Annotated in this window: 15 protein-coding genes; 8 read left to right on the forward strand and 7 right to left on the reverse strand. The window is 38.6% G+C overall.

The window, feature by feature from the left end; all coding sequences use genetic code 11:
* The first annotated feature begins 40 nt into the window (after positions 1–40).
* A complete protein-coding gene (locus CEQ83_RS07130) occupies positions 41–1,186 on the forward strand; it encodes a trans-sulfuration enzyme family protein (protein ID WP_033578432.1) in 1,146 nt (381 codons plus the stop codon).
* The gene (locus tag CEQ83_RS07135; RefSeq protein WP_028414067.1) at positions 1,170–2,351 is read left to right on the forward strand and encodes a trans-sulfuration enzyme family protein; all 1,182 of its coding nucleotides are present in this window, start codon (positions 1,170–1,172) and stop codon (positions 2,349–2,351) included. Before CEQ83_RS07130 ends, CEQ83_RS07135 begins: the two co-directional genes overlap by 17 nt.
* 34 nt (positions 2,352–2,385) lie before the next feature.
* On the opposite strand, the gene CEQ83_RS07140 is transcribed toward CEQ83_RS07135, so the two are convergent.
* The 4 genes from CEQ83_RS07140 to CEQ83_RS07155 all read right to left on the reverse strand — a co-directional run bounded on the left by CEQ83_RS07140 (position 2,386) and on the right by CEQ83_RS07155 (position 5,791).
* Positions 2,386–2,652, reverse strand: a complete 267-nt coding sequence (locus tag CEQ83_RS07140; protein WP_028414066.1) for a hypothetical protein — start codon at positions 2,650–2,652, stop codon at positions 2,386–2,388.
* Positions 2,653–2,714: 62 nt separating this feature from the next.
* Positions 2,715–3,374, reverse strand: a complete 660-nt coding sequence (locus CEQ83_RS07145) for an SIMPL domain-containing protein (RefSeq protein ID WP_154989268.1) — start codon at positions 3,372–3,374, stop codon at positions 2,715–2,717.
* A 100-nt stretch (positions 3,375–3,474) separates the two neighbouring features.
* Complete coding sequence (putP, locus tag CEQ83_RS07150) at positions 3,475–4,953, reverse strand: sodium/proline symporter PutP (protein WP_028414064.1); 1,479 nt, start codon at positions 4,951–4,953, stop codon at positions 3,475–3,477.
* Between the two features lie 292 nt (positions 4,954–5,245).
* Positions 5,246–5,791 carry a YhcN/YlaJ family sporulation lipoprotein gene (locus CEQ83_RS07155; RefSeq protein WP_033578433.1) on the reverse strand — a complete coding sequence of 182 codons (546 nt, stop codon included), beginning with the start codon at positions 5,789–5,791 and terminating at the stop codon, positions 5,246–5,248.
* A 111-nt stretch (positions 5,792–5,902) separates the two neighbouring features.
* Between CEQ83_RS07155 and CEQ83_RS26975 the strand changes: the two genes are divergently transcribed.
* From CEQ83_RS26975 to CEQ83_RS07165, 3 genes are all read left to right on the forward strand, one after another.
* The gene (locus tag CEQ83_RS26975) at positions 5,903–6,070 is read left to right on the forward strand and encodes a hypothetical protein (RefSeq protein WP_165573336.1); all 168 of its coding nucleotides are present in this window, start codon (positions 5,903–5,905) and stop codon (positions 6,068–6,070) included.
* A 279-nt stretch (positions 6,071–6,349) separates the two neighbouring features.
* Positions 6,350–6,553, forward strand: a complete 204-nt coding sequence (locus CEQ83_RS07160; protein WP_013056130.1) for a cold-shock protein — start codon at positions 6,350–6,352, stop codon at positions 6,551–6,553.
* Positions 6,554–6,657: 104 nt separating this feature from the next.
* Entirely contained in the window at positions 6,658–6,846 is a 189-nt protein-coding gene (locus CEQ83_RS07165; RefSeq protein ID WP_028414062.1) for a hypothetical protein, read from the forward strand.
* 277 nt (positions 6,847–7,123) lie between these two features.
* Here the strand turns inward: CEQ83_RS07165 and CEQ83_RS07170 are convergent, their stop codons facing one another.
* The 3 genes from CEQ83_RS07170 to CEQ83_RS07180 form a co-directional block, all read right to left on the reverse strand.
* A complete protein-coding gene (locus CEQ83_RS07170; protein WP_028414061.1) occupies positions 7,124–7,435 on the reverse strand; it encodes a DUF6509 family protein in 312 nt (103 codons plus the stop codon).
* Positions 7,436–7,595: 160 nt separating this feature from the next.
* Complete coding sequence (locus CEQ83_RS07175) at positions 7,596–9,107, reverse strand: sensor domain-containing diguanylate cyclase (protein ID WP_033578434.1); 1,512 nt, start codon at positions 9,105–9,107, stop codon at positions 7,596–7,598.
* A gap of 151 nt (positions 9,108–9,258) precedes the next feature.
* Entirely contained in the window at positions 9,259–9,510 is a 252-nt protein-coding gene (locus CEQ83_RS07180; RefSeq protein ID WP_013056134.1) for a hypothetical protein, read from the reverse strand.
* 121 nt (positions 9,511–9,631) lie between these two features.
* On the opposite strand from CEQ83_RS07180, the gene CEQ83_RS07185 reads away from it, so the two are divergent.
* The 3 genes from CEQ83_RS07185 (at position 9,632) to CEQ83_RS07195 (ending at position 13,986) form a co-directional block, all read left to right on the forward strand.
* The gene (locus CEQ83_RS07185) at positions 9,632–11,902 is read left to right on the forward strand and encodes a DEAD/DEAH box helicase (protein ID WP_098627134.1); all 2,271 of its coding nucleotides are present in this window, start codon (positions 9,632–9,634) and stop codon (positions 11,900–11,902) included.
* A 4-nt stretch (positions 11,903–11,906) separates the two neighbouring features.
* Positions 11,907–13,157, forward strand: coding sequence for a ribonuclease H-like domain-containing protein (locus tag CEQ83_RS07190; RefSeq protein ID WP_154991539.1), 1,251 nt, complete (start codon positions 11,907–11,909; stop codon positions 13,155–13,157).
* A gap of 346 nt (positions 13,158–13,503) precedes the next feature.
* Positions 13,504–13,986 (forward strand): spore coat protein, encoded by a 483-nt coding sequence (locus CEQ83_RS07195; RefSeq protein WP_154991538.1) that lies wholly within the window; start codon positions 13,504–13,506, stop codon positions 13,984–13,986.
* Position 13,987 lies beyond the last annotated feature (1 nt).

The following is a 13,987-nucleotide window of genomic DNA, read 5'->3' on the forward strand; positions in this document are numbered from 1 at the left end:
GTGAAGAGTGTTTTTTATTTTGAGTTAAGGAGAGAAATAGATGAAAATTGAAACTTTATTAGTTCGTTCAGGAGTAGGTCGTGACCCTTCAACAGGTTCTATTACAACACCCATTTACCAAGCATCAACATTTGCTCATCCTGCTTTAGGGCAAAGTACAGGATTTGACTATGCACGTACGGCAAATCCTACTCGTACGGCATTGGAAGAAGCAATTGCTGCTTTAGAAAAAGGCGAAGTAGGAGTAGCATTCGCTTCAGGAATGGCGGGTGTAATGTCAGTTTTAGCGCTATTTAAAAACGGAGATCATTTAATTGTATCAGAGGATTTATACGGAGGAACGTACCGAGTACTAAATGAAATCTTTTCAGAGCAAGGAATTACTGTTTCGTACGTCAACACAGCCCATCTCGAGCAAGTAAAAGATGCGCTTCGTCCCAACACGAAAGCTTTATTCATTGAAACACCTACAAATCCAATGATGCACGTGACTGATTTGCCAGAAGCAATTGCGTTAGCTAAACAGCATGATTTGCTTACTATCATTGACAATACATTCATGTCCCCTTACTATCAGCGTCCTTTAGAGCTTGGAGCAGATATTGTGATACATAGTGCAAGCAAATACATTGGGGGTCATAATGATGTAGTTGCTGGTCTTGTAGTCGCTCGATGTAGTAGCTTAGGAGAAAAAATTCGTTTTTATCAAAATGCAGCTGGGGCAATCTTAGGTCCACAAGATAGCTGGCTGTTATTGCGCGGTATTAAGACGCTAGCGCTTCGTATGGAAAAACATAACGAAAACGCACTGAAAATTGCAAATTGGCTTACTGCTCATGATCTCGTGGAAAAAGTGTATTACCCTGGTCTTGAAACACATCCGGGCTATGAAATCATGAAGAAACAAGCAACTGGATTTGGAGGCATGATTTCTTTTGCTGTCTCACACCCTGACATCGTGTCAGTACTTTTAGAAAATGTTAAAGTTATTACATTTGCAGAAAGCTTAGGAGGCGTGGAAAGTTTAATGACATTCCCAGCTCGTCAAACACACGCTGACATTCCGGAGGAAATTCGAAATCGTGTCGGAGTAACAAACTGTTTACTTCGATTATCAGTTGGAATTGAGCACGCAGATGATTTAATTAAAGATTTGAAGGAGGCATTTGATGCATACCAACAATAATAAACATAGATTTGGTACGAACTTAATTCATGCAAATACAGGAATTGACGGTCATTTTGGAGCGGTTAACGTACCTATTTATCAAGTATCTACATTTAACCAAGAAGATGAGACGAACAACGGCCGCTATGACTATTCTCGTTCAGGAAACCCAACGCGTGAGGCTTTAGAAAACACTATTGCTCAGCTAGAAAATGGATACGCTGGTTTTGCTTTTTCATCAGGTATGGCTGCTATTTCATCGGTGTTATCTATTTTTGAATCAGGGGATGAAATTTTAGTTTCACACGATACGTACGGCGGGACATATCGTGTATTAACACGATTATTTTCAAAGTTTGGTATCAAAACAACTTTTGTTGATACAACGAAGGTTGAGAAAGTAGAAGAAGCTATCACAAAAGATACGAAGGCTATCTATATCGAAAGCCCTTCAAATCCATTTTTACAGGTAACGGATATTAAAGCAGTAGCAAGTTTGGCGAAGGAGCACAATCTCCTTACAATTGTGGATAACACGTTTTTAACACCTTATCTACAGCAGCCGATTGACCTTGGTGTAAATATTGTCATTCATAGTGCTACAAAATATATCAGCGGCCACAGTGACGTCATTGGCGGTTTAGTTGTAGTAAGCGATGAAAAGCTAGCGGAAGAAGTAAAGTTTGTACAAAATGCTTTTGGTGCTATCTTGGGGCCACAGGATTGTTTTTTACTGCTTCGAGGCATTAAGACATTAAAAGTTCGTTTAGATCAGCAGTTAAAAACAGCGCTGCAGTTTGCAAAGTGGCTTGAAGAACAATCTCTAGTGAGCCGTGTATACTACCCAGGCTTAAAAAGTCATCCGGACCACAAACTCATTTCAGAACAAGCAAATGGATACGGAGCTATGATTTCTTTCCAAGTGCAGGATGAAAAAGTAGCACGACATATTTTACAAGGAGTCAAATTAGCTTCAATTGGCGTTAGTCTAGGTGCAGTTGAATCCATTCTCACGCATCCTGCAACAATGTCTCATGCAAGTATCCCAAAAGAAGTACGTGAAGAAAAAGGAATTACTGATTCACTTCTTCGCCTTTCAGTAGGGTTAGAGGAATTCGAGGATTTGAAGCAAGACTTTAACGCTGTTTTTCAAAGCTTAGAAGAAAAAGCGTTAATTAAATAAAAAAAGGACTTCCATTAAGGAAGTCCTTTTTTTGTTATATACAGCTATCTAAAAGGTTTGTGTATAGGGACGTAAGCGCAACTTTTTCATCAGAGGAAAGACTGCTGTTTAGAATTCTTTTTATGCCAAGATGATATTTTACATACGGTGTTTGCCGAACGCGTGGATGAGTCATTTCATCTTTTAAATCTTTCAGAATGGCTTCGTGAAGCTGATCTTCACTTGTCAGGGCTTGTTTAGAAGCGAAAGAACGGTTCAACCATAGGGTCTGATAAGCTGCTAGTAAATGTTCAGAAGTCATTGTGCAAAGAGCTCCTTTAGATTAGTTTCTTCATTATAATAATCTATAGTTTATCATAAGTATTAATACGTGTACGTAACTTTTACAGAAGCGGATACAGTCAAGGACTGAGCTTGGATAGGGGGAGAGGCTGCTAATAACTTAGGCGAGGAGCCAGATGACTGATAGACGGGGCCTTCTTCGATTAAAATGGGGATTTGGTTAATAGGGAGCTGCAGCGTGTTGGCAATGGTAAAGGCCTTTTCTTTAGCGTTAAGCAAAGCTTTACTTATCGCTTCTTGTTCATATTTATCATCATTTGTAACGTGAAATTGAAGATCTTGCGCTACGTTGGCTCCGCTTGAAAACGTAGCGTTATAAACATCGCCAGCTTGTTTTACATCTTGTACTCTTACTCTAAACAAATGCTGTACTTCGTATCCCGTAAGAGTCGATTTTCCATCGCTGTAATCATATTTAGGATTTATAGTGAATGAAGCTGTTTCAATTTGCTGGTCGTTGATTCCAAGTTTTTTCATCTCTTGCAGCAGAGTATTTGAAACAGCTGAATTTTCTTTTAAGGCTTCTTGAACGTCTCGGTTTTCCGTGCGCGTTCCAATCGTCATGGAAATTTCATTTGGAATGGCTGAAGCAGTTCCTTCACCAGTTACTTTAATTTCTCTATTTTGTGTATCTACGCGCAGTGGCTGTGTAGGTTCGTAAGGGAAATAAGAATGTTGCATGTAAAAACCCTCCTTAATCCGTCTTTAGTACATATATATGACTGCAGGGCTTGCATTAAAAGCAAAAAGTACACAAGTCGTAACTTGTGTACTTTTTTTACTATTTTGTATGCTGTTCTAATACGCTTTCCATGTTTCTAAATTGATCTTCTACAGCTTCTGAAGGCTTTTTTGTTAACAGACTTACTACAATAACAGCCAGCAAGCTTAAGAAAAATCCAGGAATCATTTCGTAAAGGGCATCTTTCAATGGAGTATTTACCCAAATTAATACTGTAGCTGCACCTACAATCATTCCTGCAAGGGCTCCCCATCTAGTCATACGCTTCCAGTAAAGACTTAGTAAAATGGCCGGGCCAAATGCAGAACCAAATCCAGCCCATGCGTATCCGACAAGTCCTAAAATCGTATCACTAGGCTTTAAAGAAAGCAAAATACCAATAATTGCAACACCTAAAACCGCAGCTCTTCCGACTGTTACAAGCTCTTTGTCAGAGGCTTTACGTCGGAAAAATGTTTTATAAAAATCTTCTGTAACAGAGCTTGCCGTTACAAGCAGCTGAGAAGAAATAGTACTCATAATCGCTGCCAATAAAGCTGCATATAAAAATCCAGTAATTAATGGATTAAATAAAACATCAGCAAATTTAATAAAGATTGTTTCAGGATCCCCAAGTTTCATCCCAGTTTGATCCACATAAGCAATTCCAACAAGACCCGTTAACATAGCGCCAATGATTGATAGGATCATCCAGCTCATACCGATACGACGGGCAGGCTTTAATTCTTTAATAGAAGAGATCGCCATAAAGCGAACGATAATATGAGGTTGACCAAAATAGCCAAGTCCCCAGGCTAAAAAAGAAATAATCCCTACTACGGTTGTACCTTTAAATAAATCAAGGTAAGTTGGATCGATATTTTTTACAATATCCATTGTTGTTCCAACGCCGCCTAAGTCAGTAAAGGCTACAATAGGCACTAAAACAAGGGCAATGAACATAATAACGCCTTGCACAAAATCTGTTAAACTAACGGCTAAGAAACCGCCGAACAGAGTATAGGCAATAACGACAGCAGCCGTTACAAATAGTCCTATTTGGTAATTTAAACCAAATGCCGATTCGAATAATCTTCCGCCTGATACCATACCAGCTGAAGTGTAAAGAGTGAAGAAAATAAAGATAACAATCGCTGATACTGTTCGAAGAACCTTGGCATGGTCCCCAAAGCGATTTTCAAAAAAGTCCGGAATTGTAATGGAGTCATTCGCTACTTCCGTATAAGTGCGAAGACGCGGAGCGAGGATTAAATAATTTAAATAAGCACCAATAGATAAACCTACTGCAAGCCATAAACTTGAAAGACCTGTCACGTACATGGATCCAGGAAGGCCCATTAACATCCATCCGCTCATATCTGAAGCACCTGCTGAAAGCGCAGTAACAGCCGGACCTAGTCCGCGTCCGCCTAGCATGTAACCCGATACGTCTTGAGTTGTTTTTGTGTAGGCATACCATCCTATTCCGAGCATTCCTACAAAATAAATGCCCAGTGAAATATAAACACCAATATCCACCAAATCTCCCCTTTATGCATTTTTTATGCATGAAACGAGCACTACTCGCCATGCAAACATCTTATGGTTTCTAAAACTAACAAACTTTTCCCTTACTATCAACCCACAAAACCGTAAAATACATGAGGCGAAAATCCCCTATCCCCCTATAACAAAGAAATGAAAACGTTTTCAAAATAAAATAAAATAAAAATATTCAGAAACTTATAAGTGCATTTTTTATGCAATATTTTATGCAATGGGTAAAATAAAAAGAGCATTTTATAAAATGCTCTTTTGACATTCATGTATATTAGCGTGAATTTGGAAACACGCGGCGAACAACTTCTGAAAACTCGTCAAACAGTCCAGAGACTGGTTTACCCGTTTGAAGCTTGTCTACATATCCATTCATACGGTTTACAAAGTCGGGGTTTGTTGATACAAACACTCGATGAACACTGCCGTCGGCTTTTCGTACTTCGTGTGCGATCTTATGCTCCATATCTTTTGTGAGATTGCCTTCTTTGTTATCGTCTAATACAGCTGCTACATAAGCTGTATGGTCGGTTACGATTACGTTAGCATCTTTTACATTTTTTAACGCTACGATACGATCAGCTGCCACATCGGCTACTCTCATTCCGCCGGACTGATTGTACTGTTCTTTCTCATTACGCTGTACGTCTTGCGTATTATTTACGTCATTCATTTTCGTTTTATTGTTTCCATTTTCATATGTGACGTTGCGGACTGTATTATCGTCAATGACGCCATCTTTACCTTGATCTGCTGTGCTGCAGCCGAATAAAGAAAGGGTCGTCATGCAGCCTACAACAAACAAAAACGATTTCTTCATGATAGTATCACTCCTTATAAGTTTTAACCTTTCTTATAATTTGTTAAAAACGTGTGAAGCATACATGAAAAATATAAAAAAGCCTATACTATCGAAAAAGGAGGAATATGTATGAGTGAAATCCGACAAAGCATATTTGTGCTTCATACAAAAGAAGAAAACCATGAAGAAACAACAACGTTTGCGTTAACTTCAGAAGAAGCTAAGCTATTATTTGAAACCCTGCAAAATAAACGAAAAGAAATTATCGACGCCCATATTGATAACATGTTGACGTAAGGAAGGTAAATATCTTGTAAAACAGATGAGCCATATGTTAAAGGTGGCCAAATATTTGCATTCTACATATAGGTATAGTATAATGTAAACGCAACCAAATATAACTAATACTATGTTTTGACCATATACTCGAATTAGATTTAGTGAAAATTCACTTGTTATAAAGGAGATCTACTTCGCGTAGGTCTCTTTTATAATATGTGAATTTTTTATTTACGGTATAAATGTAAATATAGAGTAACATATTAAAATTTTTACATTTTTTGGAGGTTTTTTTACATGGCTACTACAGGTACAGTAAAATGGTTTAACAGTGAAAAAGGCTTCGGTTTTATCGAAGTACCAGGCGAAAATGATGTATTTGTTCATTTTTCAGCTATCCAATCTGAAGGCTTCAAAACATTAGAAGAAGGCCAAAAAGTTGAATTTGAAATCGTTGAAGGCCAACGTGGACCTCAAGCGGAGAATGTTGTAAAATTATAATTCAACGCTACATATGAAAGCTGCCGATCGGCAGCTTTTTTTGTGCAAATTTGTTTTATTTGTATGATTAAGAAAATAGATTAAAGTAGGGGAGAAGGGAAGGCGTGAGTTCATTTCATTGCTGTGCCACATGTCAACATTTTCAAAGCATTAAATTGGATAAGGGAATGAAGTATCAATGCAAGAGACTAGGCTATGAAACTCGTCCTGCTTATCAGTTTACATGCTGGGAACCAAAAGAAGTAGTTAAAAAGCTAATGGAAAAACGAAATCAAAAAGATATTGATACATAACGAAATCGATCCCATCTAAAGACGAACAAAGAACAAATGGAATGGATTCTCTAGTATGAATTGCTTGTTACATCGCTGTTGGTTTCCGTGCAAGACTGCGCTTTCCGCGGGCGGGCGCTGAGCCTTGCCCTCCAATCAACAGCTATAAGCACCTACATACATGAAACCTACGTTCATCATCACTACGAAAAAATCCGAACGAGTTGGATTCTCCATCAGGAATCTCAATTCATCGTTCGGATTTTTACTAAACTACTTTTGTTCCAGCCGCTTTTAATTATTCCTCTTTATCTGTCCCTTCCTCTGAAGGTAAATGCTTCCCGCAAAACTCTTTGACAGCTGCTTCTTCCTCTTCTTCTAGGTCGAAGTCTAATACTTTATTTGTTGAAACTTCGTAGAAATGAGTCTGGGCAATAGAAGTGTTATCTTCGCCTTTAATATACACTACGCGTAGTGCTAGGTCGCTGCCGGTATATAATTCATCCTCTTCTTCTACCTCAATGTATAAATGAAATTCATAGCGTTCACCTAGAAGGAGACCAAATGGATCCTGCAATTGTTCAGCTGTATATTCTTTAATTGTAAACATATGTACGTCCTTTCCATATATCAGTAAAATACTTGCATCATCTATTATAGTTTTTCTTTGCAAAGAAAGAAAGTGCATGCGTAATTCATGTACGGATTTATTCCTTGGTCATTCTATTTAGCGAATCTACTTGATGCGATGGCGCAAGGACTTCGATGATTTACTTAAAGATGGAAGAAACGCGCGTATGTTTTTGCTTATACATGGCAGCATCTGCTTTTTGAATTAATGTATCTAGATTGGTGTCGTCTGAAGGCGCACATATAATAAACCCGTAACTCGCAGACAGTGCATATGGCTTCTTACATTCTTTCTTTTTATCTTCTAGCTGATTATTAATATTTTGCCACAGCTCGTGTACGTATTCTTCCGTTTGTTCAGGAGCAATTAATAAAAACTCATCACCTCCGTAGCGAAAGAGCGTATCATCCTTGCTAATATAACCACTAATTGATTCTGCTATTGTTTTAATAAGCCAGTCGCCTTCTCTATGACCGTATTGATCATTTACTAGTTTTAAGGAATTAATATCGATAAAACATAATACAAAAGATGTATCATTGGTTTTAGCTCTCAGCAGTTCCAGCTGCAGTTTTTCCATTCCGCTTCTTCGATTTAAAATTCCGGTTAGCATATCAGTTGAAGCGTGCAAGTTCAATTCATGCTCAACCGCTTTTAAATCGGTTATATCGGTAATACCTGCGAGTATGCAGCTTTCGCTTTGATACTCTAGTAATTCATAATTGATCATAACCCACTTAGAATCTCCATGTTCACGTGCTTCTAGGATGTAGTTTTTTACATGCTTTTCTTGTTGAAGACGTTTTAAAATCTCCTCTCGATCTTCATCAGTAGGGTAGATTATAAATCCGTCTAGTTGATCAAGATCTTGAGAAGCAAGATTGTAAAAATGAATAGCTTTATTGTTAATGAGCAGCACTTTGTGGTCGGATAATCTCGTTAATAGTAAAGGATAGGGATTAATTTTGAACAGCGTAAAAAAATTATGTTCGCTTTCTTTTAGCTGTAAATGATTCATATATTCTTTGTGACGGTATGTATAGAGAATATATGAGATAAGCAAAGCGATAGCAACTGCTGCAGTTGTATTGATCTGCTTTGAAATAAGAGAAAAAGAATCCGGTACATATCGTGATAAGCCATATAGTAAAAAAAGATGGTTAGGAATAAAAATAATGCACAGATGTTTTAATTTCATAGGACATAAAACAGCTGTGGAAATCAAAAGCATCATATAGACGTCTACGCGACCTGTGAAAAGCTGACTGTTAATAGTAGAAAGTGCTGCAGCAAATACGTAATAAAATATATAGCCATATACCATGGTGCTTAAGTAGTTAGCAAATCGCTCTTTTCTTTTACTAAAATAATAGAAGAATAAATAAAGAGAAGAGAGAGCGAAACTAGTGAAATGAATACCAATTAGTGTATGTCTAAACTGAGATGTCCCCGCATGTTGAAGTAAAGAAAACCCTATATAAATATAAAGAGGGTAGGAAATGACAAGAGCAAGTGAAACTAGCTTGACTCTTTGTTGAAGCATTTCTGCATTCGTTTTATCGAACATTTTATCTTCATTAACTTCTCTTCCTGAAGGGAAACGAAATTTCTTCAGAAAGGAGAAAGGTAAAAGCGAAAGAAGAAATGACATGACCATCATCTCCATATCTTTTTTTAGGTATTTTAGCATGTTTGTATAAGAAAAGACATGAATTTTTTAGATGAAAATGTCTGCTTTTCCATCAAGAAAAAGCACTAAGAGTTATAGGAGTAAAGGTGAGACCAAAGGGCCCCACCTTTTTTTATTGAAGTTTATTTGATTCAGCATGCCGTACAAACATGGTTTCATCTTCTACTAAGCCGCAAGCTCCGCACTGAATGCGTTTTTGGGGTCCGTTATAAGCAGCGTGAAAGGCATCGAGCGTATCGTTTGTGTATTCTTCTACGACGTCTCCGCTTCTTGGGTCCATTTTTACAGGTTTTGCATTTTGTTCAATGATATTAAAGCGCGTTCGATTTGTTTTGCAGCTGGGGCAAAGATAAGGGCTTCCCATTTTTAACATCTCCTTGAAAAATTTACTGTATTAATACCATGTCCGAATCCACCAAAAACATACAAAAACTTATGGTTTTCTATCGAACGTTCATTCGTTAAAATAGAAGCAGGTGATGAAAATGAGAATACGAAAAAACTTACAAGAAGTAATAGATATCTTGCAAACGAATCCATCGTATCAGCAAAATATTGTTCATTGGCATACAATCGAAGAGAAAGAAGCTAAAACTGCGCCATTTCCAGCTTCTTTGCATACGAAACTGCGGGAAGCACTTGAAAAACGAGGAATTGGTTCGCTTTATACGCATCAAAAAACAGCGTTTGATTTGGCGACAGCTAAGAAGAATGTTGTGGCCGTTACGCCAACAGCCTCGGGGAAAACACTGTGCTACAACTTGCCGGTACTGCAAAGTATTATGGAAAACGATCAAGCTCGAGCTCTTTATTTGTTCCCAACAAAAGCGCTTGCCCAAGATCAAAAAAGTGAATTAAATGAAATCATTGAAGAAATGGAAGTGCCAATCAATAGCTACACGTATGATGGAGATACTCCGGCAAATATCCGCCAAAAGGTGAGAAAAGCAGGGCATATCGTTATTACGAATCCGGATATGCTTCATTCAGCTATTTTACCTCATCATACAAAATGGGTATCACTGTTTGAGAATCTGAAATACATTGTGATTGATGAACTTCATACGTACCGCGGTGTTTTTGGAAGCCACGTAGCCAACGTTATCCGCCGGTTAAAGCGAATTTGCCGCTACTATGGAAGCGATCCTATCTTTATTTGTACATCAGCGACCATCGCTAATCCAAGAGAACTCGCTGAACATTTAACGGGAGCTCATGTTATGTTAGTAGATAACAACGGAGCGCCTAGCGGCCGCAAACATTTTATTTTTTATAACCCGCCTATTGTGAATAAACCTTTAAACATTAGAAGAAGTGCTACGCTTGAAGTGCGAAATATTGCAGGAGAGTTTTTGAAAAATAAAATTCAAACGATTGTATTTGCACGAAGCCGAGTACGAGTGGAAATTATTTTAACGTATCTGCAGGAGCTCGTAAAAAACCAGCTTCAACATAAGTCTATTCAAGGGTATCGAGGAGGATATTTGCCGAAGCAGCGACGCGAAATAGAAAGAGGACTTCGAGAGGGAAGTATTTACGGGGTAGTCAGTACGAATGCTTTAGAGCTAGGAGTGGATATCGGGCAGCTGCAGGTGTGTGTAATGACAGGTTATCCAGGCACGGTTGCAAGCGCTTGGCAACAAGCAGGACGAGCAGGAAGACGTCATGGAGAAGCCGTCATTGTGATGGTCGCAAGTTCAAGTCCGCTTGATCAGTATATGATTCAGCATCCGGATTACTTTTTTAGCAGAAATCCAGAAACAGCTCGAATTAATCCTGATAATCTTGTTATTTTAGTCGATCATTTAAAATGTGCGTCCTATGAGCTGCCGTTTAAGCAGGGAGAAACATTTGATGGGGTAGAAATTGAAGACGTGCTGGAGTTTTTGCAAGAAGAACGAGTGATTCATTTTAGCGGAGATAAATGGTACTGGATGAATGATTCCTTCCCAGCTCATAATATCAGTCTGCGCTCTGCATCCCAAGAAAATGTTGTCATCATTGATCAATCGGACGTTGCAAATGTGAAAGTAATTGGAGAAATGGATCGCTTTAGTGCTATGACGCTTCTTCATGATGAGGCGATTTACTTGCATCAAGGCATTCAGTATCAAGTAGAATACTTGGACTGGGATGAGAAAAAAGCGTATGTTCGTGAAGTCGATGTAGATTATTTTACCGATGCAAACTTGGCGGTTAACTTGAAGGTTCTAGAAGCTGATAAAGAACGACTGGAAGGGACATATTCAATCAGTTATGGCGATGTAATGGTCAGCGCCATGGCGACGATATTTAAAAAAATAAAGTTTGAGACGCATGAAAACATAGGGTCAGGTCCCATTTCACTTCCGGAAGAAGAGCTTCATACAAATGCCGTGTGGCTAAGCTTTGAAAAAGAACAGTTTCACGAATCTGAAGAACGATTGGAACAAGCTCTTATTTCCGTGGCAAATGCCATTCAGTCAATTGCACCGCTTATGGTGATGTGCGATCCTTCTGATTTACATGTAGTGCCTCAGATAAAAGCGGTGCACAATGAACAGCCCACTATCTTCTTATATGACCGATACCCGGGAGGCATTGGCCTAAGCGATAAAGTATACGAACAAATGAATGATGTGCTAAGTCAAACTAATCAATTAATTGTAAATTGTTCTTGCGAAAGCGGCTGTCCGTCCTGTATTGGTATGGAAGCACAGGGAGAACACGCGAAAAGCGATGCGCTCGTACTGCTACAACAACTGCAAAGTAGGTGAACTCGTGTCTTTTAAAAATAAATTAAACCGTATGAAAAAGCATCTTCATGTTACAGAAGCGAAGCCTCCGGTTGAAAGTACCCCCCAGCGATCTAAGGGCGCGTCTATTCCCTATGAGCAGGAATGGAAGGGAAATCATGCTGCGCCTTACTTTGCCGAAGACAGCTACTGTATGATCAGAGAAGTGGTTTACCCGCTCGACTACAAGCATGGACATTATGAATTTAATGAGCTGAAAAAAGTAGTGGAAGTATGGAATCAGTCTACAGTTGCTCATCCGCTTTCATCAAAAGGCCACACATATTCAGATTTGTTTTTCTTTGATACGGAAACGACGGGGCTTAGTACAGGTACGGGAACGACTATCTTTTTGCTAGGATACGCAAGGGTGTTAAAAGATTCCGTCGTTTTTCGTCAGCATATATTAACCGAGCCAAGTGGAGAAGTAGCATTTTATGAAAGTTTTTTAAAAGAAGTAGACTACACGACGCTTGTGACTTATAATGGTAAATCTTTCGATTGGCCTCACGTCAAGACTCGCCATACGCTATTGAGAGATCATTTGCCCAAGCTGCCTAAGTTCGGTCACTTTGATTTACTGCATGCGTCAAGAAGGCTGTGGAAACATAAAATGGGTTCGGTTAAGCTTGCGAATGTCGAAAAAGAAATACTTGGAATTGAACGAGTTGATGATATTCCCGGTTTCTTAGCTCCCATGATTTATTTTGATTTTATTGAAACGAAAAATCCAAGAGGCTTATTCGACATTATGAAACATAATGAACATGATATTTTATCGCTTATTACCTTATACATTCATTTATCAAAACATCTCCTTACTAGTGAGGAGTTTACAGAAAAAGAAACATATGAAGTGGCAAGGTGGTATGAGCAGTTGGGGGAGGACAAGCACGCTTTCTCTCTTTATCAAGGCGTAGCGGAAAAAGAAAAAGAAGAGCATGAAAAAGCTCAGCTAGCGATGGCTTATCATTATAAAAAAGAGAAGAGTTGGAAAGAGGCAGTGGACATGTTTGAACCCTTGGTTCAAACATGTGAAGGTGACGTCGCTATAGAAGCACTGGTTGAGTTAGCTAAAATTTATGAGCATCGTCTCAAAGATGTTCATCAAGCACTTCTATATACTGAGCTAGCCTCGGAGAAGTGGAATCAACTCAGGGGAATGACGAAAAAAACGTCGAAGGAAGCGCTTGAAAAAAGACTTCTTAGATTAAAAAATAAATCAGCTAAAGGATAGGCTTCAGCTGATTTATTTTAAAATATTCAGAATTATTATTCTTTTGTTTTTGTAGACGTTTTATATTGTTCTATTTTTCAGTCATTGATAAAATTAGTCAATGTAAGACTGATTCTTACAGCTTAAAAACAGAACTTTGGTGAGATGGAGAGAGGCCTCATGAAAAATGTGATTTTAGTATCATTTTTCGCATTAATTTGTTTAACAGTAATTGTCTTAAGCAGTTTGAAAAATTCGTATAACTCCTTTATGTAGGTCAAAAATAGGTGTTTGTCTTAGTACATGTACATTACCCTTCACATATTGTAATAGTGTAATAACTAAACAGTGAAAGGGGAAAAAGGATATGTATCCAAGACCAACAAAATGTATGCCACCAATTGTGCATCCAACAAAATGCTGCACACAGTTTACTTCTCAGGAGGTAGTTGTACCTCACATTCATCCAAGTCATAATACATTGGTGAATCATACAAATGTGAAGCACGTGCATTACTTCCCGCAAACACAATCTGTTGTAAATGAAACTTCAAATCAACAGTTTTTTGGCGGTGCGCAGCAATATCCAACTCAAGTAGGTGGAGCAGGCTATCCAGGTCAAATGGGAGGCTACCCAGGTCAAGGAGGTTACCCAGGTCAAGTAGCAGGTGCTAGTTATCCAGGCCAAGGAGGCTACCCAGGTCAAGTAGGTGGAGCTGGTTTTCCAGGCCAAGGAGGTTACCCAGGTCAAGTAGCAGGCGCTAGTTATCCTGGACACAAAGGTTGCGGCCAAGGAAGCTGTCATACAAAAGGCGCGCATCAAGGACCTAATTCAGGGTATTTTAGATAAT

Source organism: Priestia megaterium (assembly GCF_009497655.1).
In the GTDB taxonomy this organism is placed as follows: domain Bacteria; phylum Bacillota; class Bacilli; order Bacillales; family Bacillaceae_H; genus Priestia; species Priestia zanthoxyli.